This window comes from Pseudomonas chlororaphis subsp. chlororaphis (genome assembly GCF_003945765.1).
Lineage (GTDB): Bacteria > Pseudomonadota > Gammaproteobacteria > Pseudomonadales > Pseudomonadaceae > Aquipseudomonas > Aquipseudomonas chlororaphis.
Genome location: NZ_CP027712.1, coordinates 3,728,865 through 3,754,834, shown reverse-complemented (window position 1 = coordinate 3,754,834; position 25,970 = coordinate 3,728,865). Strand labels below are relative to the sequence as shown.

The 25,970-nt window shown below is 64.8% G+C and carries 21 protein-coding genes and 1 pseudogene; 15 read left to right on the top strand and 7 right to left on the bottom strand.

Going from position 1 to position 25,970, the window contains the following annotated elements:
* Positions 1–361: 361 nt before the first annotated feature.
* The 8 genes and pseudogenes from C4K27_RS17030 to C4K27_RS16995 form a co-directional block, all read left to right on the top strand.
* Positions 362–1,978 (top strand): tryptophan 7-halogenase PrnA, encoded by a 1,617-nt coding sequence (locus C4K27_RS17030; protein ID WP_053261392.1) that lies wholly within the window; start codon positions 362–364, stop codon positions 1,976–1,978.
* Positions 1,978–3,063, top strand: coding sequence for a monodechloroaminopyrrolnitrin synthase PrnB (locus C4K27_RS17025; protein ID WP_053261391.1), 1,086 nt, complete (start codon positions 1,978–1,980; stop codon positions 3,061–3,063). Before C4K27_RS17030 ends, C4K27_RS17025 begins: the two co-directional genes overlap by 1 nt.
* 42 nt (positions 3,064–3,105) lie before the next feature.
* The gene (locus C4K27_RS17020) at positions 3,106–4,836 is read left to right on the top strand and encodes a monodechloroaminopyrrolnitrin halogenase PrnC (protein ID WP_053261390.1); all 1,731 of its coding nucleotides are present in this window, start codon (positions 3,106–3,108) and stop codon (positions 4,834–4,836) included.
* Positions 4,833–5,924 (top strand): aminopyrrolnitrin oxygenase PrnD, encoded by a 1,092-nt coding sequence (locus tag C4K27_RS17015; RefSeq protein WP_053261389.1) that lies wholly within the window; start codon positions 4,833–4,835, stop codon positions 5,922–5,924. The genes C4K27_RS17020 and C4K27_RS17015 overlap by 4 nt, the downstream gene beginning before the upstream one ends.
* Positions 5,924–6,082, top strand: a complete 159-nt coding sequence (locus tag C4K27_RS17010; protein WP_053261388.1) for a flavin reductase — start codon at positions 5,924–5,926, stop codon at positions 6,080–6,082. Before C4K27_RS17015 ends, C4K27_RS17010 begins: the two co-directional genes overlap by 1 nt.
* Entirely contained in the window at positions 6,079–7,314 is a 1,236-nt protein-coding gene (locus C4K27_RS17005; RefSeq protein ID WP_053261387.1) for a cation:proton antiporter, read from the top strand. The genes C4K27_RS17010 and C4K27_RS17005 overlap by 4 nt, the downstream gene beginning before the upstream one ends.
* A gap of 24 nt (positions 7,315–7,338) precedes the next feature.
* Positions 7,339–7,881 carry a flavin reductase family protein gene (locus tag C4K27_RS17000; RefSeq protein WP_053261386.1) on the top strand — a complete coding sequence of 181 codons (543 nt, stop codon included), beginning with the start codon at positions 7,339–7,341 and terminating at the stop codon, positions 7,879–7,881.
* Positions 7,882–7,913: 32 nt separating this feature from the next.
* Positions 7,914–8,042, top strand: a pseudogene (locus C4K27_RS16995) (spermidine/putrescine ABC transporter substrate-binding protein PotF); the annotation flags it as partial.
* A gap of 51 nt (positions 8,043–8,093) precedes the next feature.
* On the opposite strand, the gene C4K27_RS16990 reads toward C4K27_RS16995, so the two are convergent.
* From C4K27_RS16990 to C4K27_RS16965, 6 genes are all read right to left on the bottom strand, one after another.
* Positions 8,094–9,296: an MFS transporter gene (locus C4K27_RS16990; protein ID WP_053261385.1), complete on the bottom strand. Its 1,203-nt coding sequence runs from the start codon at positions 9,294–9,296 to the stop codon at positions 8,094–8,096.
* A 243-nt stretch (positions 9,297–9,539) separates the two neighbouring features.
* Positions 9,540–10,304, bottom strand: a complete 765-nt coding sequence (locus tag C4K27_RS16985) for an SDR family oxidoreductase (RefSeq protein WP_053261384.1) — start codon at positions 10,302–10,304, stop codon at positions 9,540–9,542.
* Positions 10,301–11,683: an aspartate aminotransferase family protein gene (locus C4K27_RS16980; RefSeq protein ID WP_053261383.1), complete on the bottom strand. Its 1,383-nt coding sequence runs from the start codon at positions 11,681–11,683 to the stop codon at positions 10,301–10,303. Before C4K27_RS16980 ends, C4K27_RS16985 begins: the two co-directional genes overlap by 4 nt.
* Positions 11,684–12,000: 317 nt before the next feature.
* Positions 12,001–12,816 (bottom strand): molybdenum cofactor biosynthesis F family protein, encoded by an 816-nt coding sequence (locus tag C4K27_RS16975; RefSeq protein ID WP_053261382.1) that lies wholly within the window; start codon positions 12,814–12,816, stop codon positions 12,001–12,003.
* 91 nt (positions 12,817–12,907) lie between these two features.
* The gene (locus C4K27_RS16970; RefSeq protein ID WP_053261381.1) at positions 12,908–13,585 is read right to left on the bottom strand and encodes a helix-turn-helix transcriptional regulator; all 678 of its coding nucleotides are present in this window, start codon (positions 13,583–13,585) and stop codon (positions 12,908–12,910) included.
* A 423-nt stretch (positions 13,586–14,008) separates the two neighbouring features.
* The gene (locus C4K27_RS16965) at positions 14,009–15,340 is read right to left on the bottom strand and encodes an aspartate aminotransferase family protein (protein WP_053261380.1); all 1,332 of its coding nucleotides are present in this window, start codon (positions 15,338–15,340) and stop codon (positions 14,009–14,011) included.
* A 481-nt stretch (positions 15,341–15,821) separates the two neighbouring features.
* On the opposite strand from C4K27_RS16965, the gene C4K27_RS16960 reads away from it, so the two are divergent.
* The 4 genes from C4K27_RS16960 (at position 15,822) to feaR (ending at position 20,702) form a co-directional block, all read left to right on the top strand.
* On the top strand, positions 15,822–17,309 hold the full coding sequence (locus C4K27_RS16960; protein ID WP_053261379.1) for an aldehyde dehydrogenase family protein: 1,488 nt from the start codon (positions 15,822–15,824) through the stop codon (positions 17,307–17,309).
* 217 nt (positions 17,310–17,526) lie between these two features.
* Positions 17,527–19,056 carry an APC family permease gene (locus C4K27_RS16955; RefSeq protein ID WP_053261378.1) on the top strand — a complete coding sequence of 510 codons (1,530 nt, stop codon included), beginning with the start codon at positions 17,527–17,529 and terminating at the stop codon, positions 19,054–19,056.
* Positions 19,022–19,615: a DUF3156 family protein gene (locus C4K27_RS16950; protein WP_053261377.1), complete on the top strand. Its 594-nt coding sequence runs from the start codon at positions 19,022–19,024 to the stop codon at positions 19,613–19,615. The genes C4K27_RS16955 and C4K27_RS16950 overlap by 35 nt, the downstream gene beginning before the upstream one ends.
* A gap of 148 nt (positions 19,616–19,763) precedes the next feature.
* Positions 19,764–20,702: a transcriptional regulator FeaR gene (gene feaR, locus C4K27_RS16945; protein ID WP_053261376.1), complete on the top strand. Its 939-nt coding sequence runs from the start codon at positions 19,764–19,766 to the stop codon at positions 20,700–20,702.
* Positions 20,703–20,709: 7 nt separating this feature from the next.
* Here feaR and C4K27_RS16940 read toward each other — a convergent pair whose 3' ends face one another.
* Complete coding sequence (locus tag C4K27_RS16940) at positions 20,710–21,513, bottom strand: helix-turn-helix transcriptional regulator (protein WP_125738050.1); 804 nt, start codon at positions 21,511–21,513, stop codon at positions 20,710–20,712.
* A 231-nt stretch (positions 21,514–21,744) separates the two neighbouring features.
* On the opposite strand from C4K27_RS16940, the gene C4K27_RS16935 reads away from it, so the two are divergent.
* The 3 genes from C4K27_RS16935 (at position 21,745) to C4K27_RS16925 (ending at position 25,968) form a co-directional block, all read left to right on the top strand.
* Positions 21,745–23,109 carry an APC family permease gene (locus C4K27_RS16935; RefSeq protein ID WP_009044076.1) on the top strand — a complete coding sequence of 455 codons (1,365 nt, stop codon included), beginning with the start codon at positions 21,745–21,747 and terminating at the stop codon, positions 23,107–23,109.
* 9 nt (positions 23,110–23,118) lie between these two features.
* Positions 23,119–24,222, top strand: a complete 1,104-nt coding sequence (locus C4K27_RS16930) for a DmpA family aminopeptidase (RefSeq protein WP_053261374.1) — start codon at positions 23,119–23,121, stop codon at positions 24,220–24,222.
* Positions 24,223–24,519: 297 nt separating this feature from the next.
* Complete coding sequence (locus tag C4K27_RS16925; protein WP_053261373.1) at positions 24,520–25,968, top strand: serralysin family metalloprotease; 1,449 nt, start codon at positions 24,520–24,522, stop codon at positions 25,966–25,968.
* Positions 25,969–25,970: the final 2 nt, after the last annotated feature.

Genomic DNA, 25,970 nt, shown 5'->3' with positions numbered 1-25,970 from the left:
AAAGTGGCCGCAGCGGGGGCTTGCGACGGCTGGAAACAGCGAAATGAGCGAGTGATCCGATCATTTTTGATCGGCTCGCCTCTTTCAAAATCGGCGGTGGATGAAGTCAGCCCAAAATACATGGCTACTTCAGACCATCCTTAGCGGCGGGCTGATTAGGCGCAAAAAATCGTACGCAAAACTTTTCGTTATACCGAATGCCTTTGCGTTTCAGTTTGTTAATTCGGAAACGGAATTTGCGTCGCTTTTCCGGCAGGCTAGAGTCTAAATCTCACAGCACATTGATGTGCCTCTTGCACGGATGCACGGAGACTGGCGGCCTTCCCCTCGTCACAGAGGCCGCCTTGAAACAGGGAGTGTTATGAACAAGCCGATCAAGAATATCGTCATCGTGGGCGGCGGCACTGCGGGCTGGATGGCCGCCTCGTACCTCGTCCGGGCGCTCCAACAGCAGGCGAACATTACGCTCATCGAGTCTGAAGCGATCCCCCGGATCGGCGTGGGCGAGGCGACCATCCCGAGTTTGCAGAAGGTGTTCTTCGACTTCCTCGGGATACCGGAGCGGGAGTGGATGCCCCAAGTGAACGGCGCGTTCAAGGCCGCGATCAAGTTCGTGAACTGGAGGAAGTCTCCCGACTCCTCGCGCGACGATCATTTCTACCATTTGTTCGGCAACGTGCCGAACTGCGACGGCGTGCCGCTTACCCACTACTGGCTGCGCAAGCGCGAACAGGGTTTCCAGCAGCCGATGGAGTACGCGTGCTACCCGCAGGCCGCGGCGCTCGACGGCAAGCTGGCGCCGTGCCTGCCCGATGGCACCCGCCAGATGTCCCACGCGTGGCACTTCGACGCGCACCTGGTGGCTGACTTCTTGAAGCGCTGGGCCGTCGAACGCGGGGTGAAGCGCGTGGTCGACGAGGTCGTGGATGTTCACCTGAACGAGCGCGGCTACATCTCCAGCCTGTTCACCAAGGAGGGACGGACGCTGGAGGCGGACCTGTTCATCGACTGCTCCGGCATGCGGGGGCTCCTGATCAATCAGGCCCTGAAGGAGCCCTTCATCGACATGTCCGACTACCTGTTGTGCGACAGCGCGGTCGCCAGCGCCGTGCCCAACGACGACGCGCGCGAGGGGGTCGAGCCGTACACCTCTGCGATCGCCATGAACTCGGGGTGGACCTGGAAGATTCCGATGCTGGGCCGGTTCGGCAGCGGCTACGTCTTCTCGAGCAAGTTCACCTCGCGCGACCAGGCCACCGCCGACTTCCTCAACCTCTGGGGCCTCTCGGACAATCAGCCGCTCAACCAGATCAAGTTCCGGGTCGGGCGCAACAAGCGGGCGTGGGTCAACAACTGCGTCTCGATCGGGCTGTCGTCGTGCTTTCTGGAGCCCCTGGAATCGACGGGAATCTACTTCATCTACGCGGCGCTTTACCAGCTCGTGAAGCACTTCCCCGACACCTCGTTCGACCCGCGGTTGCGCGACGCATTCAACGCCGAGATCGTCTATATGTTCGACGACTGCCGAGACTTCGTCCAAGCGCACTATTTCACTGCGTCGCGCGAAGACACGCCGTTCTGGCTCGCGAACCGGCACGAGCTGCGGCTCTCGGACGCCATCCAAGAGAAGGTTCAGCGCTACAAGGCGGGGCTGCCGCTGACCACCACGTCGTTCGACGATTCCACGTACTACGAGACCTTCGACTACGAATTCAAGAACTTCTGGTTGAACGGCAACTACTACTGCATCTTTGCCGGCTTGGGCATGCTGCCCGACCGGTCGCTGCCGCTCTTGCAGCACCGGCCGGAGTCGATCGAGAAGGCCGAGGCGATGTTCGCCAGCATCCGGCGCGAGGCCGAGCGTCTGCGCACGAGCCTGCCGACGAACTACGACTACCTGCGGTCGCTGCGTGACGGCGACGCTGGGCGGTCTCGCGGCCAGCGCGGGCCGACGCTCGCGGCGCAGGAAATCCTGTAGTGGAACGCACCTTGGACCGGGTAGGCGCATTCACAGTCACGCACGCTGCCGTGGCGGCCTGTGATCCGTTGCAGGCGCGCGCGCTCGTTCTGCAGCTGCCGGGCCTGAACCGTAACAAGGACGTGCCGGGCATCGTCGGCTTGTTGCGCGAGTTCCTCCCGGCGCGCGGCGTGCCCTCCGGCTGGGGCTTCGTCGAAGCCGCCGCCGCGATGCGGGACATCGGGTTCTTCCTGGGGTCGCTCAAGCGGCACGGACACGAGCCCGCGGAGGTGGTGCCCGGCCTTGAGCCGGTGCTGCTCGACCTGGCGCGCGCGACCGACCTGCCGCCGCGCGAGACACTCCTGCATGTGACGGTCTGGAACCCCGCGGCGGCCGACGCGCAGCGCAGCTACACCGGGCTGCCCGACGAAGCGCACCTGCTCGAGAGCGTGCGCATCTCGATGGCGGCCCTCGAGGCGGCCATCGCGGTGACCGTCGAGCTGTCCGATGTCTCCCTGCGGTCGCCCGCGTTCGCGCAAGGGTGCGACGAGTTGGAAGCCTATCTGCAGAAAATGGTCGAATCGATCGTCTATGCGTACCGCTTCATCTCGCCGCAGGTCTTCTACGATGAGCTCCGCCCCTTCTACGAACCGATTCGAGTCGGGGGCCAGAGCTACCTCGGCCCCGGTGCCGTAGAAATGCCCCTCTTCGTGCTGGAGCACGTGCTGTGGGGCTCGCAATCGGACGACCAAGCTTATCGAGCATTCAAAGAGACGTACCTGCCTTACGTGCTTCCCGCGTACAGGGCGGTCTACGCTCGGTTCTCCGGAGAGCCGGCGCTCATCGACCGCGCGCTCGACGAGGCGCGAGCGGTCGGTGCGCGGGACGAGCACGTCCGGGCTGGGCTGACAGCCCTCGAGCGGGTCTTCAAGGTCCTGCTGCGCTTCCGGGCGCCTCACCTTAAATTGGCGGAGCGGGCGTACGAAGTCGGGCAAAGCGGCCCCACAATCGGCAGCGGGGGGTACGCGCCCAGCATGCTCGGTGAACTACTCACGCTCACGTATGCCGCGCGGTCCCGCATCCGCGCCGCGCTCGACGAATCCTGATGCGCGCGACCAAGTGTTATCTCACAAGGAGAGTTTGCCCCCATGACTCAGAAGAGCCCCGCGAACGGACACGATAGCAACCACTTCGACGTAATCATCCTCGGCTCGGGCATGTCCGGTACCCAGATGGGGGCCATCTTGGCCAAACAACAGTTTCGCGTGCTGATCATCGAGGAGTCGTCGCACCCGCGGTTCACGATCGGCGAATCGTCGATCCCCGAGACGTCTCTCATGAACCGCATCATCGCCGATCGCTACGGCATTCCGGAGCTCGACCACATTACGTCGTTCTACTCGACGCAACGCTACGTCGCGTCGAGCACGGGCATCAAGCGCAACTTCGGCTTCGTGTTCCACAAGCCCGGCCAGGAGCACAACCCGAAGGAGTTCACGCAGTGCGTGATTCCCGAGCTGCCGTGGGGGCCGGAGAGCCATTATTACCGGCAGGACGTCGACGCCTATCTGTTGCAAGCGGCCATCAAATACGGCTGCACGGTCCGCCAGAAGACGAGCGTGACCGAATATCACGCGGACAAGGACGGCGTAGCGGTGACCACCGTCCAGGGCGATCGGTTCACCGGCCGGTACATGATCGACTGCGGAGGACCCCGCGCGCCGCTCGCGACCAAGTTCGGGCTCCGCGAAGAGCCGTGTCGCTTCAAGACGCACTCGCGCAGCCTCTACACGCACATGCTCGGGGTCAAGCCGTTCGACGACATTTTCAAGGTCAAGGGGCAGCGCTGGCGCTGGCACGAAGGGACCTTGCACCACATGTTCACGGGCGGCTGGCTCTGGGTGATTCCGTTCAACAACCACCCGCGGTCGACCAACAACCTGGTGAGCGTCGGCCTGCAGCTCGACCCGCGTGTCTACCCGAAAACGGACATTTCCGCGCAGCAGGAATTCGACGAGTTCCTCGCGCGGTTCCCGAGCATCGCGGCGCAGTTCCGGGACGCCGTGCCGGTGCGCGACTGGGTCAAGACCGACCGCCTGCAGTTCTCGTCGAACGCCTGCGTCGGCGACCGCTACTGCCTGATGCTGCACGCGAACGGGTTCATCGACCCGCTCTTCTCCCGGGGGCTGGAGAACACCGCAGTGACCATCCACGCGCTCGCGGCGCGCCTCATCAAAGCGCTGCGCGACGACGACTTCTCCCCCGAGCGCTTCGAGTACATCGAGCGCCTGCAGCAAAAGCTTCTGGACCACAACGACGACTTCGTCAGCTGCTGCTACACGGCGTTCTCGGACTTCCGCCTATGGGACGCGTTCCACAGGCTGTGGGCGGTCGGCACAATCCTCGGGCAGTTCCGGCTCGTGCAAGCCCACGCGAGGTTCCGCGCGTCGCGCGACGAGGGCGACCTCGATCACCTCGACAACGATCCCCCGTATCTCGGGTACCTGTGCGCGGACATGGAGGAGTACTACCAGTTGTTCAACGACGCCAAGGCCGAGGTCGAGGCCGTGAGCGCCGGGCGCAAGCCGGCCGAGGAGGCCGCGGCGCGGATTCACGCCCTCATCGACGAACGAGACTTCGCCAAGCCGATGTTCGGCTTCGGGTACTGCATCACCGGGGACAAGCCGCAGCTCAACAACTCGAAGTACAGCCTGGTGCCGGCGATGAAGCTGATGCACTGGACGCAAACCAGCGCGCCGGCAGAGGTGAAAAAGTACTTCGACTACAACCCGATGTTCGCGCTGCTCAAGGCGTACATCACGACCCGCATCGGCCTGGCGCTGAAAAGTAGTCGGCCGACGACGACAGAAAAACGATGAACGACATTCAATTGGATCAAGCGAGCATCAAGAAGCGTGCCCCGGGGGCGTACGACGCGACTACGCGCCTGGCCGCGAGCTGGTACGTCGCGATGCGCTCGGACGACCTCAAGGACAAGCCGACGGAGTTGATGCTCTTCGGCCGTCCCTGCGTGGCGTGGCGCGGAGCGACGGGGCGGGCCGTGGTGATGGACCGCCACTGCTCGCACCTGGGCGCGAACCTGGCTGACGGGCGGGTCAAGGACGGGTGCCTCCAGTGCCCGTTTCACCACTGGCGGTACGACGAGCAGGGCCAGTGCGTTCACATCCCCGGCCACAGCCAGGCGGTGCCCCGGCTGGAGCCCGTGCCGCGCGGGGCGCGCCAGCCGACGTTGGTCACCGTCGAGCGATACGGCTACGTGTGGGTCTGGTACGGCTCCCCGCAGCCGCTGCACCCGCTGCCCGAAATCGCCGCGGCCGACGTCGACAACGGCGACTTTATGCACCTGCACTTCGCGTTCGAGACGACGACGGCGGTCTTGCGGATCGTCGAGAACTTCTACGACGCGCAGCACGCGACCCCCGTGCATGCGCTCCCGGTCTCGGCCTTCGAGCTCAAGCTCTTCGACGATTGGCGCCAGTGGCCGGAGGTTGAGTCGCTGGCCCGGGCGGGCGCGTGGTTCGGTGCCGGGATCGACTTCACCGTGGACCGGTACTTCGGCCCCCTCGGCATGCTGTCGCGCGCGCTCGGCCTGAACATGTCGCAGATGAACCTGCATTTCGATGGCTACCCCGGCGGGTGCGTCATGACCGTCGCCCTGGACGGAGACGTCAAATACAAGCTGCTCCAGTGTGTGACGCCGGTGAGCGACGGCAAGAATGTCATGCACATGCTCATCTCGATCAAGAAGGTGGGTGGCATCCTGCGCCGCGCGACCGACTTCGTGCTGTTCGGGCTGCAGACCAGGCAGGCGGCGGGGTACGACGTCAAAATCTGGAACGGGATGAAGCCGGACGGCGGCGGCGCATACAGCAAGTACGACAAGCTCGTGCTCAAGTACCGTGCGTTCTACCGGGGCTGGGTCGACCGCGTCGCGAGTGAGCGGTAATGCGTGAAGCCGAGCCGGTCTCGGCCGCGTCGCTGCGCCAGGCGCTCGCGAAGCTGGCGAGCGGCGCCACGGTCATCACGGCGTACGGCGCGGCGGGCCCGCTTGGGCTCGCGACCACCCGCTGCGTGTCGGTGTCGCTCTTGCCGAGGTATTCATGACTATCTGGCTGTTGCAACTCGTGGTGGTGATCGCGCTCTGCAACGTCTGCGGCCGCATTGCCGAACGGCTCGGCCAGTGCGCGGTCGTCGGCGAGATCGCGGCCGGTCTGCTGTTGGGGCCTTCGCTGTTCGGCGTGATCGCACCGAGTTTCTACGACCTGTTGTTCGGCCCACGTGCGCTGTCAGCGATGGCGCAAGTCAGCGAAGTCGGCCTGATACTGCTGATGTTTCAGGTCGGTCTGCATATGGAGTTGGGCGAGACGCTGCGCGGCAAGCGCTGGGGCATGCCCGTCGCGATCGCAGCGGGCGGGCTCGTCGCACCGGCCGCGATCGGCATGATCGTCGCCATCGTCTCGAAAGACACGCTCGCCAGCGACGCGCCGGCGCTGCCCTATGTACTCTTCTGCGGTGTCGCACTTGCGGTCTCAGCGGTGCCGGTGATGGCGCGCATCATCGACGACCTGGCGCTCAGCGCCATGGTGGGCGCACGGTACGCAATGTCTGCCGCGATGCTGACGGATGCGCTCGGATGGATGCTGCTTGCAACGATTGCCTCGCTATCGAGCGGGCCTGGCTGGGCATTTGCGCGCATGCTCCTCAGCCTGCTCGCGTATCTGGTGCTGTGCGCACTCCTGGTGCGCTTCGTGGTTCGACCGGCGCTTGCGCGGCTCGCATCGACTGCGCATGCGGCGCGCGACCGCTTGGCCGTGTTGTTCTGCTTCGTAATAGCGTCGGCACTCGCGACGTCGCTGATCGGATTCCATAGCGCATTTGGCGCGCTTGCGGCGGCGCTGTTCGTGCGGCGCGTGCCCGGCGTCGCGAAGGAGTGGCGCGACAACGTCGAAGGTTTCGTCAAGCTTGTGCTGATGCCGGTGTTTTTCGCCTATGCGGGGCTGCATGCGTCGGTCGGCACGATCGACGACGCGGCATCATGGATGTGGTTCGGTGTATTCCTCGCGGGCGGATTCATCGGCAAGTTCGGCGGCAGCTATCTGGGCGCACGTGCCACCGGGCTTGCGCCACACGATGCGATGCTGGTGAGCTCGTTGATGAATACGCGCGGCTTGATGGAGCTGATCGTCCTGTCAATCGGTCTGCAGATGCAGATCCTTCCGCCAAGGGTCTACACGATCCTCGTGGTGTTCGCGCTGGTGACGACGGCGCTGACCGCACCGTTGATTCGATTCACGCTGCGCGTGCAATCGCGCGCAATGAGCCAACAGGCTGCCTGAGCCAGCTTGAGGGGAGAGATCACCATGAATGCCGCCACCGAAACCAAGGCTCACGATTTGCTCGATGCCGAGGGCCGCGGTGTCCGCGAACTGCGCAACTTGCTGGGGCAGTTCGCTACCGGTGTGACCGTGATCACCACGCGCACCGCTGACGGCCGCAACGTCGGTGTGACCGCCAACTCGTTCTCTTCACTGTCGCTGTCGCCGGCGCTGGTGCTCTGGAGCCTGGCACGCACGGCACCGAGCCTGAAGGTTTTTTGCTCAGCGAGCCACTTCGCCATCAACGTGCTGGGCGCGCACCAGCACCACTTGTCGGAGCAGTTCGCACGGGCAGCAGCTGACAAGTTCGCCGGTGTAGCTCATTCCTATGGCAAGGCGGGAGCCCCGGTGCTGGACGATGTGGTGGCAGTGCTGGTGTGCCGCAACGTCACCCAGTACGAGGGCGGTGACCACCTGATCTTCATTGGCGAGATCGAACAATACCGATACAGCGGCGCAGAACCGCTGGTCTTCCATGCAGGCCAGTACCGGGGTTTGGGGGAGCAATGGAACAGAAAGTGCTCTTAAGCTCGAATAGCCCGGTTTGTGTGATCTTTTGGATCAAGAACGACACCAAGGTCTACCCGAGCCCGGACATGATGGGCAAGCTGTTCGCCCTGGAAGCCATGCCGCTGAATATCGACCGGATCTGCACCCGGGTGTGGAACAAGATCCGCACCGGCAGTTGAGGCATTGCCACCGCTCCCCGATCTGGCGACCGCCGTCGGGGAGCGGCGTTTTTATTGCTTTATCTTCAGGCGCATCGCCAGCACCACCCCTAGCACTGCGGCGGCCAGCACCAGCGCCGCCGGGGCGGACCAGCCGGCATAGGCGACGGCGGCGCTCAGGGCGATGGGCGCGAGCACCTGGCCCAGATAGTTGCCTTGCATCACCAGGCCCAGGCACAGCGGGATCAGCGCGGGTTCCGGCGAGGTCAGCGAGGTGCTGGCGAGAAGGGTGGCGGGCAGCATGCCGGCCACTGCGCAAAAGAAGAAACACAACGGGATTACCAGGCCGGTCGGCGTGACCGAAAGAAAGATCCCCATCCCGAAAAGCCCCATGACGATACTGGTGCCGGCGAGCAGGGCTTGTGGGCGGACGCCCCGTGACAGCAGCAGGCCGGCGCTGAGGTTGCCGACGATATTGACCGCCACCACCGCGGCGCTGACCACCCCGGCGCTGGCGATCGACAGCCCGACCCGCTGCATCAGGAACACGGGCAGGAAGGCCATCACCGCGAAGAACTGCAGGTTGTAGGCGGTGAAAATCAGCGCCATCAGCAGCGGTTGGCGGGCGCGCAGCACGCTGCTCAGCGAGTGGCGCAAAGCGGATTGCACCTGGCGGCGCAGCGCCAGCGGGGCCCTGGGTGTGGTCAACGGCAACAGCAGCGCCGCCAGCAGGGTCAAGGCCGCGCCGGCGATCCAGCTCTGTTGCCAGCCGCCCAGCAGCGGCCCGATAAGCATCGAGGTGCCGATACCGAACGCCATGAAGGTGCTCCAGATGCCGAACACCAGGTGGCGTTTGTGCGCCGGGACCAGGCGATTGAGCACCGCCGGCGCCGCGACCACCACGATGACGAAGCCCAGCCCTTCGACAAAACGCGTGGCCAGCAGCCCATGGAAGTCGTGCAGGCTGGAGCCCAGCGCGCTGGCGGCGCACATGATCAGCAGGCCGAGGGCCAACAGGTAGCGGTCACCCCAGCGCTGCACGAGGATGCCGGCGGCGATGCCACCGAACACCCCGACCAAGGGGAAGGCCGACATGACCCAGCTCAGGGACTCCAGGGGCCGGCCGAATTCATGCTGCAGCTGCGGCAGGGCGATGGTGGCCTTGCCGATATGCAGTGCCGCGGCAATGCCGGCAAACAGCACGTTGAACACGGCGGGCCAATACCCGGTATCGGCGATGGCGTAGCTGAGGGTGTCGGGCTTGGTTGAGGTCATGGGCTTCTCCGAAAGCAGGCGGGCGGGCGAGGATCGCCGGGGTGAGGCACGCCAATGGGTCGGAGCCGACTCTAAAAGTTAAAGTTAACTTCAAGTCAATCGGTAAAAACGGGATGCAGCGTTCTACCCATAGCACCATTGAGCCGTTGATCTCGCTGGACGAAGGGGCCAGGCGAACGGTGCTGTCGGGGTCAGCGTGGCGGCGCCCGGTCGGGCGCCGTGGGTGAGGGCAGGCGTCTGCCGTCAGATGAGCTGCGTATTCTCCGGCAGCAGGGCGCCGCCATCGACGATCAGGGTCTGCCCGGTGATATAGCCGGCCTGCTCGGACGCCAGGAACAGCATGGCGTGGGCGATGTCCTGCGGGCTGCCCAGGCGCTTGAGCGGGATGCTGGCGGCCAGGGCCGGGGAGTCGCCGAGGTTGGCCATGGCCTGGGTGGCGATCAGCCCGGGTTCGACGCCGTTGACGGTGACTCGGTGTTCGGCCAGTTCCAGGGCCGCCGCGCGAATGAAGCCGTTGACCCCGGCCTTGGACGCGGCGTAGTGGGACAGCCCGGGAATCGCCGTGCGCGGCCCGGTCACCGAGGAGGTGATAACGATGCGCGGATGCTCGGCCCGGCACAACGCCGGCAGCGCCGCCTGGGTCAGCCAGAAACAGCTCTTGAGGTTCACCGCCAGGGTCGACTCGAGGATTTCATCCCTCAGGTCGCGCAGGTTTTCCATCGGGAACACCGCGGCGTTGTGGATCAGCAGGTCCAGCCCGCCAAAGGCCCTGAGCGTGGCGGCTACCGCCTGGTTGGCCGCGGCCCGGGTGCTCAGGTCCACGACCAGCAGTTCGGCGCTGCCGCCGGCTTCACGGATCAGGCGCAGGGTTTCGGCGCCCGAGGCTTCGCTGCGGGTGGCGAGCAGCACCTTGGCGCCCTGGGCGGCGAAGACTTGCGCGATGGCGCGGCCAATGCCCTGGCCGGAGCCGGTGATCAGGGCGATACGGCCGCTGAGGTCGAGGATCATGGATGTTCTCCTTGAGTGACGGTGCCCAGGCATTCGTCCAGCAGGCGGTTGTGCAGGTCGACGTCGTCGGTGGTGGCCGCCGGGCAGATCAGCGCCATGTTGTGGAACGGGGTCAGCAACACCCCACGGTTGAGCAGGTAGAGATGCAGGTAGGCCTCGATCAGGCCATGACGGGCATGGTGGGCTTCGCCGCCGTTGCGCGGCGCGTGGTCCATGAACAGGTATTCGACCCGGGCGCCGATCCGCGTCACGTGCCAGGGCAGGCGGTGCTTGGCGATCAGCGCCTGGACCCCGGTCCGCAGGCGTTCGGCCAGGGCGATCATGTGCGCGTAGTTGGCCGCGTTCATGACCTCGCTGAAGGTGGCGCGCATGGCGGCCATCTGCAGGGCGTTGCCGGCCAGGGTGCCGCCGAAGCCGAAGTGGTTGATCGCCTGGCCGGGCTGGAAATGCGGCAGTACCTGCCAGATACGATCGGCCATGGCCTGGCTGGCGCCCCACACCGCGGTGGGGATGCCGCCGGCGATGCACTTGCCGAGCACGAAGAAGTCCGGTTGCAGGCCGTGTTCGCCGCTGTAGCCGGCGGGGCCGCAGGAGATGGTGTGGGTTTCGTCGATGATCAGCGGCACATCGAAACGCCGGGTCAGCTCGCGCAGGCCGTCGTGGAAGCCGGGGGCGGGCGGGACCATGCCGACGTTGGTCATGAAGGGTTCAGTCAGTACCGCGGCCACGTCGCCGTGGGCCAGCGCCGCTTCCAGCGCTGGCAGGTCGTTGAACTCCACCAGCCGGGTGGTGGCGTCGTGTCGCAGGCCATTGGCGTGCACGCCTTCGCGGGGAATCATCTGACCGCTGGCGTCGAATTCGACCTGAGACTCGTCGACGCTGCCGTGGTAGTTGCAGTTGAACACCAGCACTTTCTCCCGGCCGGTGATCATCCGGCACAGGCGCAGCACAAAGCGGTTGGCGTCGGTGGCGGAGGTGGTGACTTGCCAGAACGGCAGGCCGAAGCGCCGCCCCAGTTCCTGGCCGACCCACAGGCTGTCGGCGGTGGGCAGCATCAGGGTCGAGCCGTGCCGGGCCTGATGCGCGATGGCCTCGGCCACGGCGGGCTGGCCATGGCCGAACATGGCGCCGGTGTCGCCCAGGGCGAAGTCGACGTAGCGGTTGCCGTCGCAGTCGGTCAGCGTCGCGCCCTGGGCGTCGGCCACCAGGATCGGGTACAGCCCCGGCCATTGCTGCATCCAGTGCAACGGCGCGCCGTACAGCCAGTGTTTGAGGTTTTCCCGGTAGAAGCCGGCGGAACGCGGGTGGCGTTCGGCGAACAGTTGCAGCTCGGATTGGTAACGGCTGGCGACGCGATCGAGGTTGAGGCCGAGGGTCATGGTCGAAGTCCTGGAATAGAGGGTGGTCGCTGACAGGTTTTTGTAGCCGCTGGCGAAGGCTGCGATCGGCCCGAAGGGCCGTAAAGGCAGCGTCTGCTACGCAGCCGATCGCAGGCTGCGCCAGCGGCTACAGGAACAAGTGTCTGGGTAGCCGCTGCCGAGCAACGCGAGGCTGCGATCGGCAACGCAGCTGCCGCGAAACCTGCGCTTGCGGTGTGTCAGGCGGAACGTGGTGCCCGGATCGCGACCGCTGCGTCGCAGTGCCGCCCGGATCGAACGCAGCCTCGCTGTCGCTCGGCAGCGGCTACAGGTTTGCATCAGACATACGCGGTGCGGTTCAGCACATGGGCGAGGGCGCCCACCGGGAAATTGCTGGGCGCGGCGAAGTCGCTGCCCTGGTAGCCGAAGATCTTGCCGTCGGTCCTGCCCGCTTGCAGGTCGATCAGCACCAGGCCCAGGGTCGGCACGATCTTTTCGCGCCAGACGAACAGGTACAGCTGTTCGGCGAGCTTGTAGTAATGGCAGCGGTCGGTGTCCGCCAGGCCCTGCTCGACGCCCTTGAGGCACTGCCAGCTGTAGAAGTTGCGGTTCAGGTAGACGTGCTCGTAGGCCTCGGTGGCGCTGTAGACGTACTGATTGCGCAGGCCGACCAGCTCTTCGGTCAGCGCGTGTTGCGGGCTGCTGGCGGTCAGTGGCGTGTCGATGCTGCCGTGGATGAACTGGGCCTGGACGCTGGTCAGCTCGCGGCCGGACAGGGCGCGGCTGAACAGATCGACCCGGGTCTCGGCCTGGCTCGGCATCTGCCCGATCACCGCGGTGAAGATGTTCCGGCCCAGGTCGAGGATCAGGCTTACCGAGTGGATCTGGTGGTTCTCTGACTTGAGAAAGTCCACCAGGTAAATGCCGGAACGTATTGAGGTGGCTCGATAAGTTGTCTCGCCGCTGGCTTGGTTTTCAGTGTCCTGCCAATGCAGCGAGCGTGAGCCGAAAAGGTGTTCGATGCGCCAGCCATTGGCGAAATGCAGGGTCAGGCTGCGACCGTTGAGGTCATCCAGGCTGGGCAGGATATGGTTATCGGCGGCAAAACCTTCGGCCAGGGCGCCAACGGTAATCCATTCGGGTTGCAGGTTCATGAGGGCGGACCTTGTCGATGAGGGAGAACCTCATGTTCATCGCGCAAGCCGTTGTTGCCCATCAACCGAATGGTTGAGGCACGGCGGTTTTTTACAAGAACAGCGCGCTCACCAGCTCGGTGCGGTTGTTCACCCCGACCTTGCGGAACAGGTTGATCAGGTGGGTCTTGACCGTCGGCAGGCCCAGCGCCAATTGCTGGGCGATGGTCTTGTTGCAGGCGCCGTCGCGCAGCAGTAAGGCGATCTGCCGCTCCCGGGGCGTAAGGGCCTGCAGGCGTTCGTCGTGGCGCGAATAGGGTGCCTGGGCGGCGATTTCCAACAGGCCTTGCAGCGCCTGCAGGGTGCTCAGTTCGTCTGGCCGGAACGGGCCCAGGCTGGCATCGCGCAGCAGGGACAGGCCGGTGATCGGGCTGCCGTCGGCATTGCGCGCGAGGATTTCCACCACATCCAGCACCCCATGGCGTTGCAGGAAACCCTGGTAGACCTCGGTTTCATGCCGCCCCTGCTGGGCCATGCCCATGTGCAGCGACAGCACCGGGCGGCCCGCCGCCACGCAGTTGCGCGGCCGCAGCGGGTCGTAATGCCGGTAGCGTTGCAGGTAGGCCTCATGCATCTGCGGGCTCATGTGGTACAGCGAGAAATGCTCGGCCTGTAGCTGCGCGTCAATGCGGTAGAAGGCGCACAGGGTCGCCGGCACCACCCGGGTAAAGGCGCTGATGCAGCGTTGGCCAAGCTGTTGGGCATCCGGCAGGGCGGTTGGCGTATGCATGGGACGACTCCCTCTTCATGAACGGCCGGTAAAGAGGGCCGTAACCCTCTGATGCCAGGGTATTTCAGACAGATCGCGAGCCCCGGTTTGCGGCCACTGCGTTGCCGATCGCAGCCTCGCGGGCTCGGCAGCGGCTACACGGGTACCGCATTCCTTGTAGCCGCTGCCGCAGGCTGCGAACGACCGCGTAGCGGGCGCCAAACCTGATGCCACGGTATTTCAGACAGATCGCGAACCCGGGTTTTGCGGCAACTGCGTTGCCGATCGCAGCCTCGCGGGCTCGGCAGCGGCTACACGGGCACTGCATTCCTTGTAGCCGCTGCCGCAGGCTGCGAAAAGCCCCGAAGGGGCTTCCCGCTATCACGCAGACCGCGCTGATATCGGCTCCAGCGCGGTCCAGGCTTCAAGGCTGCGGCGTCAGGCTCAACGGGCCTGCGTGAAGCCCAGCTCCAGGGCGGCGACTATGGCGTCGATCTGCGGCGGCTGGATCACCAGCGGCGGCGACAGGATGATCTTGGTCCCCACCGGACGCACCATCACCCCGTTGTCGCGGGCGATCTGCGCCACCTGGTTGGCATAGCCGCCCATGGGGTCGATCGGCTCGCGGGTGGTTTTGTTAGCCACCAGGTCGAGGGCGATCATCAGGCCCTTGCCGCGCACTTCACCGACGCTGTCGAAGCGTTCGGCGAACGGCAGCAGCTTGTTCAGCATGTAGTCGCCCATCTTCGCGGCATTGGCCGGCAGGTCTTCCTTGACCACGATGTCGAGGCTGGCCAGGGCCGCCGCGCAGGCCACCGGGTGCCCGGAGTAGGTGTAGCCGTGCATGATCGCGCCGGTGAAGTTGGCGTTTTTGCTGAACGCCGACTCGATCCGCTCGTTGACCACCGTGGCGCCCAGCGGGATGTAGCCGGAGGTGATGCCCTTGGCCAGGCACATGATGTCGGGCTTCACGCCCCACAGGCGGCTGCCGAACATCGAGCCGCTGCGACCGAAACCGGTCACCACTTCGTCGGCGATCAGCAGCACGCCGTACTTGTCGCAGACCTCACGGATCAGCGGCCAGTAGTTGGCTGGCGGCACGATCACGCCGCCGGCGCCCTGGATCGGCTCGGCGATAAAGGCCGCGACGGTGTCGGGGCTCTGGAACTGGATTTCCCGCTCGAGCAGGTCGGCGCAGATCTTGCCGAGCTCTTCCGGGTCCTGGCTGTAGGGGTTGCGGTACAGCCACGGGGTGTCGACGTGGAAACAGCCAGGCAGCAGGGGCTCGTAGTTGCGCCGGAATACCGTGTTGCCGTTGACCGAAGCACCGCCGAAGTGGGTGCCGTGGTAGCCCTGGCGCAGCGAGATGAACTTGGTGCGGTCGGCCTGGCCTTCGAGCTTCCAGTACTGGCGGGCCAGTTTCAGCGCGGTTTCGATGGCATCCGAGCCGCCGGAGCTGAAGGCCACGCGGCGCATGCCCTCGGGCTCCAGGAGGTTCATCACCACCCGCGACAGCTCTTCGGCGCGCGGATGGCTGACGCCGTCGAACAGCTGGAAGTATTCCAGTTCGTCCAGCTGGGCGGTGATCGCCGCCTTCACTTCCTTGCGGTTGTGGCCGACGTTGACGTTCCACAACCCGGCGACGCCATCCACCAGTGGGTGGCCCTGGTCGTCGTACACGTAGCAGCCATCGCCACGGACAATGCGGATCGGCTCGCGTTGTTGCATTTCGTTGGGGTGCAGCATGGGATGCCAGAAACGGCTTGCTTCGCTCACGTTGGATCTCCTGAAAACGCACAGACAGCGTGGGACATAGTAGTGCGCCCTTTGCCGGATGCCTGCTTGCCTCTGTGTGCCAGGTATTTGACCGCCACTGCCATCGACCCGGCGTCCCGCGCATTGTGGATCTGCCCGGAAAAATGCATTCGCAGGCTTGGCGACGGCTACGCCGCCGATCGCAGCCTGCGCCAGCGGCTACCGGGCACAGGGTGTTTTTGTAGCCGCTGCCGCAGGCTGCGATCGGCCACGAAGTGGTCGTCCTCCAGGCACCGCGGTTTCTCAGGCATTGCACGTTGGCCGGTTTTGCGTCTGCTTCGCAGCCGAGCGCAGGCTTCGCCAGCGGCTACAAAAAAACGCGCCGGCCGCGTCGCGGTGTTCCCTGGCAGCCAGTGGCAAGTTTCGCGGCAGCCAGGATCAAGACGCTGGCCGGCATTGGTCTCAGAGTTCGATCCATGAGGCCAACTAACGAGGATTGCCCATGAGTATTGCCATCAACCCACGTGTCGCCGCCTTTATTGACAGCCAGCACGGTCTGTTGATCGACGGGCGCAGCCAGCCGGCCTTGTCCGGTGCGCAGATGCCGGTGTTCAACCCGGCCACCGGCGAAGAACTGACCCGCGTCGCCGCCGGTGCCGACGCCGATATCGACCTGGCCGTGGCCGCCGCGCGGCGAGCCTTCGAGGGCCCCTGGGCGGCGCAGCGCCCGGCGGATCGCGAGCGCCTGCTGCTGAAGCTTGCGGACCTCTTGGAAGCCCATGGCGAAGAGCTGGCGCAGCTGGAAACCCTCAACAACGGCCAGTCGATCCACCTGGCCCGGGCCCTGGAAGTCGGCGCCGCCGCCGAGTTCACCCGCTACATGGCAGGCTGGGCGACCAAGATCGAAGGCAAGAGCCTGGACCTGTCCATCGCCGCCGTTCCGGGCGCGCGGTACCGTGCCTACACGGTGCCGGAGCCGGTGGGCGTGGTCGGCGCCATCGTGCCGTGGAATTTCCCTTTGTTGATGGCTATCTGGAAAATCGTCCCGGCCCTGGCCTGCGGCTGCACCGTGGTGCTCAAGCCGGCCGACGAAACCCCGCTGACCGCCTTGCGCCTGGGCCAGCTGTGCCTGGACGCCGGGATTGCCCCGGGGGTGGTCAACGTGGTCACCGGCAGCGGCGCCCAGGCCGGCGCGGCGCTGGCCGCGCACAAAGGCATCGACAAGCTGGCCTTCACCGGCTCGACCCAAATCGGCAAGGTCATCGGCCATGCGGCGGTGGACAACATGACCCGGTTTTCCCTGGAACTGGGCGGCAAGTCGCCGGTGATCGTGCTCGATGACTGCGACCCGCAGGTCGCGGCCGCCGGTGCCGCCGGGGCGATCTTCTTCAACCAGGGCCAGGTCTGTACCGCCGGTTCGCGGCTGTATATCCAGCGGGCGATCTTCGACCAGGTGCTGGAGCGTTTGTCGGCCATCGCCGGCTCCCTGAGCATCGGCCCCGGGCTTGACGAACAGGCGCAGATCAACCCGCTGATTTCCGCCAAGCAGCAGAAGCGCGTGCTGGACATGATCGGCCAGGGCGTGGCCGACGGCGCCCGGGTGCTGTGCGGCGGGGTCGCCTATGGCGAGCAGGGTTTCTACGTGCGCCCGACGGTATTGGCCGACGTGCACGCGGGCATGCAGGTGGTGCGCGAGGAAATCTTCGGCCCGGTGGTGGTGGCCACGCCTTTCGACGAGATCGACGAGGTGGTGGCGCTGGCCAACGACAATCAGTACGGGCTGGGGGCGAGCATCTGGTCCAACGACCTGGCGAAGGTCATGGACCTGATCCCGCGGATCAAGGCCGGTACGGTCTGGGTCAACACCCACAATATGCTCGACCCGTCGATGCCGTTTGGCGGCTACAAGCAATCGGGCATCGGTCGCGAGATGGGTCACGCGGCGATCGAGGCGTATACCGAAAACAAGTCGGTGTGCATCGCGTTCTGATCCCGTAGCCGCTGCCGCAGGCTGCGATCGCGCCCGCAGGGTGCGCAAGATCTCAAGATCGCCGAAGGCCTTCGGCCTTATCGCAGCCTGCGGCAGCGGCTACAGTCGGACACAACCGGCCAGGCTGCGCAGACAGCCAGGTAAAACACGCCCGCCCGGCGTGCCCTTGAAATGCCTAGAACAACAACATCACCCATGCTTTCGAGGTCCAGACACCATGTCTTTCAACGACAGACTCACCCGCCACTTGAACCAGGGCGTGGTCGGCTTTCCCACGGCCCTGGCCAGCGCCGTCGGCCTGATCATGGCCAGCCCGGTGATCCTCACCGCCACCACCGGCTTCGGCATCGGCGGCGGGGCGTTCGCCGCGGCCATGCTGATCGCTATGCTGATGATGCTCGCGCAATCGACGACCTTCGCCGAAGCAGCCTGCATGATCCCCACCACCGGCTCGGTGTACGACTACTTGGCCTGCGGCCTGGGGCGCTTCTTCGCGATCACCGGGACCATCTCCGCCTACCTGATCGTGCATGTGTTCGCCGGCACGGCGGAAACCATCCTCAGCGGCGTCATGGCCCTGGTGAACTTCGAATCCCTCAACACCCTGCTGGAACAGAGCGGCAGCGCCTGGCTGGTGGGTGTCGGGCTGGTGATCTTCTTCGGCCTGCTGAACGCCGTGGGCATCACCGCGTTCAGCCGCGCCGAGGTGATCCTGACTTTCGGCATGTGGACCACCCTGATCATCTTCGGCGTGGTCGGGGTGTTCAAGGCGCCGGCGGTGGAGCTCAGCGGCTGGTTCGGCGAGTCGATGGTCGGCACCGACCTGACCACCATCCTCTCGCTGGTGGGCATGGCCATGTTCATGTTCGTCGGGTGCGAGTTCGTCACCCCGCTGACGCCGGAGGTGCGCAAGGCGGCGAAAACCATTCCTCGGGCCATGGCCCTGGGCCTGGTGGGGGTAGCCACCTGCATGTTCATCTATGGCGCGGCGATGAAGCGCCAGGTGGCGAACATCGCGCTGAACGAAGACGGCAGCGTGCACCTGCTGGACACGCCCATGGCCATCCCGCAGTTCGCCGAGCAGGTGATGGGGCCCTACGGGCGGATCTGGCTGGGCGTCGGCCTGCTGTTCGCCGGGGCGGCGACCATCAACACGCTGATGGCCGGATTGCCGCGCATCCTCTACGGCATGGCGCTGGACGGCGCGCTGCCCAAGGCCTTCACCTACCTGCACCCACGCTTCAAGACGCCGTTGCTGTGCATCGCCGTGGCGGTATTGATCCCGTGCCTGCACGCCTGGTGGCTGGGTGGCAGCACCGACAACATCATGCACCTGGTGCTGGCCGCGGTCTGTGCCTGGAGCACCGCCTACCTGCTGGTGACCCTGGCGGTGGTGGTGCTGCGCATCCGGCGCCCGGACCTGCCGCGGGCCTACAAGTCGCCCTGGTTCCCGCTGCCGCAGATCGTCTCGTCCATCGGCATCCTCCTGGGCATGTGGTTCATCACGCCGCCGGGCATGAACCCGCGGGACATCTACGTGCCCTTTGGCAGCATGCTCGGCCTGACGGCGATCTATGCGCTGGTCTGGACGGTCTTCGTGCAGAAGGTCAACCCGTTCCGCCCGGTGCCGGTGGAGGAGGTGCTGGAAAACGCCTTCAACCTGCAATCCCCCACTGAAACCCAAGCGCAGACCCTGCCTGGAGCCAAGCCCGATGAGCAGTACAAGCTGGCGGCAAAACCTCTCTGAGTTCTGGCGGCGACCACCCTCGGGCTATCGCCCGGGGGTGACCCTGAACCAGTTGCGCCGCGACCTGCCGGGGCTCGACTGGGCGCCGCAGGCGCCCGGGCTGGCGCGCTTCACCTGGGCCGAGGAGGGCTTGGACTTCGAGGTCGAGGAGCTGCCACAGGCGCAGTTCCTGATGCACCTGGTGGTCTGCGAGTTTCGCCTGCGCGTTCCCGGTTCGCCGGGGCCGCAGGCGCGGATCGACATTCGCCATACTGGCGCGATCCGCCGCCAGGGCGTCGCCGCTGGCCTGAAGCAGGGCGCGCAGGATGAGTGGGCTGGGCTGTTGCAGCAGTTGCACAGCGACCCGCAGCTGCTGGCGGCACTATTGCCGCTGGACTTCAAGCGCCTGCAATTGCAACGCGACGAGCAGGGCTGGTGGGTGCGCCTGGAGCATTTCGGTGCCAGCGAGGTGGTCAACCGGCTGCCCGGCTTCCGCCGTTATATCCGCCTGAGCGCCGAGCAACGCGGCGCCTTGCTGGCGACGTTCAAGCGCCTGCATTCACTGTTGCGCGATCACTGAACTGTTCCCACCGCGTCTGGCACAACCCGTGCTTAGGCTATAACGGACTATCCATTGCGCCGCGCTTCCTTGCCCGGCAAATAGATAACATGTTAATGATATCGCCATAACAACAAAGGCGGTCTCAGCCGGCTTCTGGAGGTGCACAGTGCTTGCTTCGCAAAGTTTCGATGCCTGGATCGGCGCATTACAGGGGGTTTGCGGTCGCTTCGACGCCCGCCAGGCGTTGAACCCGGCGTTGTTCATCGGTGAAGTCGGCTTGCGCGACTACGCCGGCCTCGAGGTGGCGCAGATCCGCACCAATGCCGGACTGATCTCGCGCAAAGGCACCAGCGTCGATCATGAGGACGACCGGCACTGCTTCCTGATCATGCAGCGCAGCGGCCATGCCCAGATCAGCCAGGGCGGCGAGCGCATCGAACTGGCGCCGGGGGAAATGGCCTTGCTGGACTCCGCTGGGGCCTGCGAAATCGTCCCCCACGGGCTGATCGAACATGCCTCGCTGCATTTGTCCCGGGACGAGGTGTATCGCCATCTACCGGCGCAGCAGCGCAAGTTCGGCAAGCTCTCGCAGCAGTGCGCCAGTGGCCGCTTGATGCGCCTGCTGGTGGAGCAGATCTGCGGCGAGCCGTTGCCAGGTTGCGCCGACCCGCAGGAAGGCCAGGCGTTGCAGGAAGCGCTGATCGCCTTGCTCGGCCCGACCCTGCGCCAGACGCCCGGCGCCCATCTCGACGGCTACGACAGCCAGCACGGCGGTTGCCTGCGCAGCCAGGCCCGGCAGTTGATCAACCAGTCCCTCACCGAACCCAGCCTGACCCCGGTATCACTGGCCAGCCAGATGAATATCTCGGTGCGCCAGCTGTACCGGCTGTTCGAAGAGCAGGGCGACAGCGTCTGCCGTTTCATCCAGCGCGCGCGCCTCGACCGCAGCGCGGCGGACCTGAGCAACCCGCGTCTGCGTCACGCGTCGATCACCGACATTGCCTTCAAGTGGGGGTTCACCGACTCGGCGCACTTCAGCCGTACTTTCAAGAAGCATTTCGAGCAGTCGCCGCGGGATTACCGCGCCCGTTCGCTGAACGCCTGAGCAGCCCTCAGGGGTTTTCCAGGTCGTGCCCCAGGGACTGGATAAACAGCGAGAACAGCTCCGGCTGTGAGGAGATGTCCAGCTTGGCGTAGAGATGGCGCCGGTGCACCTTGATGGTGTCCGGCGAGATCTTCAGCCGCTCGGCCATGGCCTTGGAGGAGAACCCACGCAGGATCAGCCGGGCGATTTCCACTTCCCGATCCGACAGCACGCCGCAGCCGAAATGGCTCAGGGCGTCGCGGATCTGGCTGGCCATTTCTTCCCCGGCGGGTGGCTGCGGACGTTGGTGGCTTTGCTGCCAATGCTGCTGCATCAACGGCAGGACCCAGGCCGAGAAGGTGGTGAGCTGGCCGATCTCCTCGGCGCTGAACGGTCTCTGCATGCCCAGCGACAGGGACAGGGTGCCGGCCTCCGGGATCTGCAGGATGAACTGCAGTTCGTCCTCCAGCACGTTGTCGTGGAAGTAGCTGGAGAAATACTCGGTCTGGCGGAAATGGTCCGGCGCCACTTCCTCCAGGCGGTACAGGCCGTTGGGATAACCCTCGCGGCAGGCTTGGAAAAACGGGTCGAGCAGGTACAGGCCATTGAGGTAGGTGAGCATCGACGCCGGCTTGTCCGAGGGCTCGGCGTCGTATTCTTCGAGGGCGATGGGCAGGCCGTTGTGCGGGTAGAAGATCGCCAGGGCGTTATCGAACGGCAAGGCCTGGTGCAGCAACAGCACCAGTTGTTTCCAGAAGCGCTCGCCGCCGATCTGCGAGAGGGTGCGCCCGAGTCCGGCATGCATGCCGATTTCCCTGAACAGAGTGATCAAATAGGTGGCTCCGCGTCGATGCCGCTGTGGTCTGGCAGGTTGCTTTCTCGCCAGGTGGCAGCAAGGTTTCGGCGATTTGCCCGGCGACGTCAAGGGGGAGTACTCCAATAGGGGAATTGGCCCTGTACCCCCGGCTGCCTAAAGTGGCCTCCATCAAGTGCGCCCCAGAGCGCATCCACCCGACGTTCTTCGTTTCTGCCTCAAACCAAAAATAACCACGAGGATAACGACATGAGCTCTCCCTGTGCGCCGCAAGGCGCCCTGAAACCCACGCTGAGCGTGTTCGATGTGGTGGCCATTACCGTGTCGGGCGTGACCCCGGCCAGTTCGGTCTTCGTCATCGCGCCGTTCGCCATTCACCAGGCCGGCAGCGGGGTGTTCCTGGCCTTTGTCATGGCGGGGCTGCTGGCGCTGATGTTCGCCTTCTGCTACGCCGAACTGGGCCGCGCCCACAACAGCGCCGGCGGCGAGTATGTGTACGCCAAGCGGGTGTTCGGCGGCATGGCCGGGTACGCGACCTTTCTCACGGTGCTGGTGATGTTGCTGTTCATCCCGCCGGTGCTGGCCACTGGTGCGGCGACTTATCTGAACAATGCCCTGGGCACGCGCTTCGATTCGCAGACTGTGGCCCTGGTGATCGTTATCTGCAGCTATGCGCTGGGCATCCTCAACATCAAGCTGAATGCCTGGATCACCGGCACCTGCCTGTTGCTGGAAATTGCCGCGTTGCTGGTGATCGTGTTCCTGGGCTTTGGCAATGCCTCGCAGCCGGCGAGCATCCTGCTGCAACCGCAGATCGTCGAAAACGGCGTATTGCACATGGCGCCCTGGGCCCTGGTGATCGGCGCGGTGGGCATCGGCCTGTTTTCCTACAACGGTTACGGCCCGGCGGTGCTGCTGGCCGAAGACATGAAATGCAAGGGGCAGGGCGTGCACAAGGCGGTGCTCTGGTCGCTGGTGCTGGTGGTGATCATCGAACTGGTGCCATTGACCGCGCTATTGATTGGCGCGCCGTCCCTCAGCGCCATGCTCGAAAGTCCCGACCCCATCGGCTACCTGCTCACCAGCCACGGCAACGAAACCCTGTCGCGGGTGGTCAGCGCCGGGATCTTCCTCTCGGTGTTCAACGCCATCGTCGCCATCGTGATCCAGATCGGCCGGGTGGTGTTCTCCAGCGGCCGCGATGCCTTGTGGACGCCGGGCATCAACCGCCTGTTCACGCGGATTCATCCGCGCTGGGACTCGCCGTGGCTGGCCACACTGTTCCTGGCCATTCCCTCGGCGGTGCTCAGTTTCAGCTCGAACCTGGCCGACCTGACCTCGTTCAGCGTGCTGCTGATCATGCTGGTGTACCTGATCGTCGCCCTCAGCGCGCTGATGAGCCGGGTGCTGCTGCGCGACCGCGCCCACCCGTACCGCATGCCGCTGTGGCCGTTGCCGGCGCTGCTGGCGGTGATCGGCGCCGGGTATCTGTTGTTCAATCTGTTCCTGGACGCTTCGCTCAGGGACATCATGGTGATCGTCGGCCTGCTGGCGCTGTCGGTGATCCTGTATGGCACCAACGGCCGGTTCAGCCCGGCGTTCCAGAAACTCTAAGGAGAAGTCATGCGCGCACGTCAATTGGGGATCAGCCTGGGCCTGGGTACTCCCGGCCCCTTCAATGCCATCACCGACGTTCCGGGGGTACGGGTGGGCCACAGCACCCTCAGGACCACGGTCGACGGCAAGCAGGTACGTACCGGGGTGACCCTGATCCAGCCCCGCGAGGGCTTTGCCCGGCTGCAACCCTGTTTCGCCGGCTGCCATGTACTCAACGGCAACGGCGATGCCACCGGCCTGGAGTGGATCCGCGAAGCGGGCCTGCTGACCACGCCGCTGGCCATCACCAACACCCACAGCGTCGGCGTGGTGCGCGACGCACTGATCGCCGAGGAGCACGCAAGCCTGGCGGACCCCGCGGAATACTGGTGCATGCCGGTGGTGATGGAGACCTATGACGGCCTGCTCAACGATATCTGGGGCCAGCATGTCGGCCCGCAGCAGGTGCGCGAGGCGCTGGCCAATGCCGAGTCCGGACCGGTGCGTGAGGGCGCGGTGGGCGGCGGCACCGGCATGATCTGCCATGAGTTCAAGGGCGGGATCGGCACAGCTTCGCGCCAGGTGCCGGGGGAGCAGGGCGGCTACACGGTCGGCGCGCTGGTGCAGGCCAACCACGGCAAGCGCGAGGAGTTGCGGGTCGACGGCTACCCGGTGGGGCGACAACTGAGCGGCATCCCGTCGCCTTTCGCCCGGCGCGGTACGCCGGGCATGGGCTCGATCGTGGTGATCCTGGCCACCGACGCGCCTTTGTTGCCGCACCAGTGCCAACGCCTGGCGCAGCGCGCGTCCATCGGCATCGCCCGCACCGGCGGCGGCACCGAGGACTCCAGCGGCGATATCTTCCTGGCCTTCGCCACCGGCAACCGCGACCTGCCGCCTTCCGCCTACGGGCGCCAGGGCGTGCCCTTCAGCACACCCCTGGCGATGCTCAACAACGATTACATCTCGGCCCTGTTCAGCGCCGCCGCCGAAGCGGTGGAGGAGGCCATCGTCAATGCCTTGCTGGCGGGCGAGCCGATGACCGCGGACAGTGGCGCGAGTGTTCCGGCGCTGACCGGGGAAACCCTGCTGCAAGCGATGAAACTAACTGGGTGGAACAGACTTGCATGAACTAAAAAACTGCGACGTAGTCGGCAAAACTATCTGTACTGTTATTTAATATTTAAATTCGAGATTGTCCGACAATTATCAACGGGTATTGAAGCTTAAAGAATATTTCGACTCACCAGTCATTGTTTTCGGGAGTTTGCTGGAACAGCGAAAATCAGGCGTCAAAAAGTAGTGGACGCCTGATTTCAAATTGTGTCAGGTTGCTTACGCCCGGATAGGGCGAGTGATAGGACGATCTCGCCAGGGATTGTCGCTATCGGACAAAAACTGTTCCATTGATTACAAGGAAGTGTGTTTATGTCGAAAGTTAAAGCGAAAGCTATTGTGACCGCCGAACAAGAACTCGTGCCCTTGGCCGCGGCAAGTTCGGCTTACAACCAGATCAATAGCTTCAGCCATCAGTATGACCGGGGTGGCAATCTGACGGTCAATGGCAAACCCTCCTACTCGGTCGATCAGGCAGCCACCCAGCTGCTGCGCGACGGTGCCGCGTACCAGGATCTCAACGGCAACGGCAAGATCGAACTGACCTATACCTTCCTGACCTCGGCGTCCTCGAGCACCATGTACAAGCATGGCATCTCCGGGTTCAGCCAGTTCAACGCCCAGCAGAAAGCCCAGGCCGCGCTGGCCATGCAATCCTGGGCCGACGTGGCCAATGTCACCTTCACCGAAAAGGCTTCCGGTGGTGACGGTCACATGACCTTCGGCAACTACAGCGGCGGCCAGGACGGCGCGGCGGCCTTCGCCTACCTGCCGGGCACCGGTGCTGGCTACGACGGTACGTCCTGGTACCTGATCAACAGCAGCTACACCCAGAACAAGGCCCCCGATCTGAACAACTACGGCCGGCAGACGCTGACCCACGAGATCGGCCACACCCTGGGCCTGGCCCACCCTGGCGACTACAACGCCGGGAACGGCAACCCGACCTACAACGACGCGACCTATGGAGAGGATACGCGCGGCTACAGCATCATGAGCTACTGGAGCGAAAGCAACACCGACCAGAACTTCAGCAAGGCTGGCGTCGAAGCCTATTCGTCCGGCCCACTGATGGACGATATCGCGGCGATCCAGAAGCTCTACGGGGCCAACACCACCACCCGTACCGGCGACACCACCTACGGCTTCAACTCCAATACCGGGCGCGACTTCCTCAGCGCCAGTTCGTCGGCCGACAAGCTGGTGTTTTCGGTATGGGACGCGGGCGGCAAGGACACCCTGGACTTCTCCGGTTTTACCCAAAACCAGAAGATCAACCTCAATGATGCCTCGTTCTCCGACGTTGGCGGCATGGTGGGCAACGTGTCCATCGCCAAGGGCGCGATCATCGAGAACGCCATCGGCGGTTCGGGCAGCGACCTGCTGATTGGCAACAAGGTGGCCAACGAGCTCAAGGGCGGTGCCGGCAACGACATCCTCTACGGTGCCGGCGGTGCGGACAAACTCTGGGGTGGCGCGGGTGCCGACACCTTCGTCTTCGGCGCGAGTTCAGACTCCGCTCCGGGTGCGGCCGACCAGATCCTGGATTTTGTCAGCGGCCTGGACAAGATCGATCTGACCGGTATCACCAAGGGCGCAGGGCTGCACTTCGTGAACGCATTCACCGGTAACGCCGGCGACGCGATCCTCAGCACCTCGGCTGGCAACAGCACCTTGTCGGTGGACTTCTCCGGGCACGGCGTGGCGGACTTTCTGGTCAGCACCGTCGGCCAGGCGGCCTACACCGACATCGTCGCCTGAGT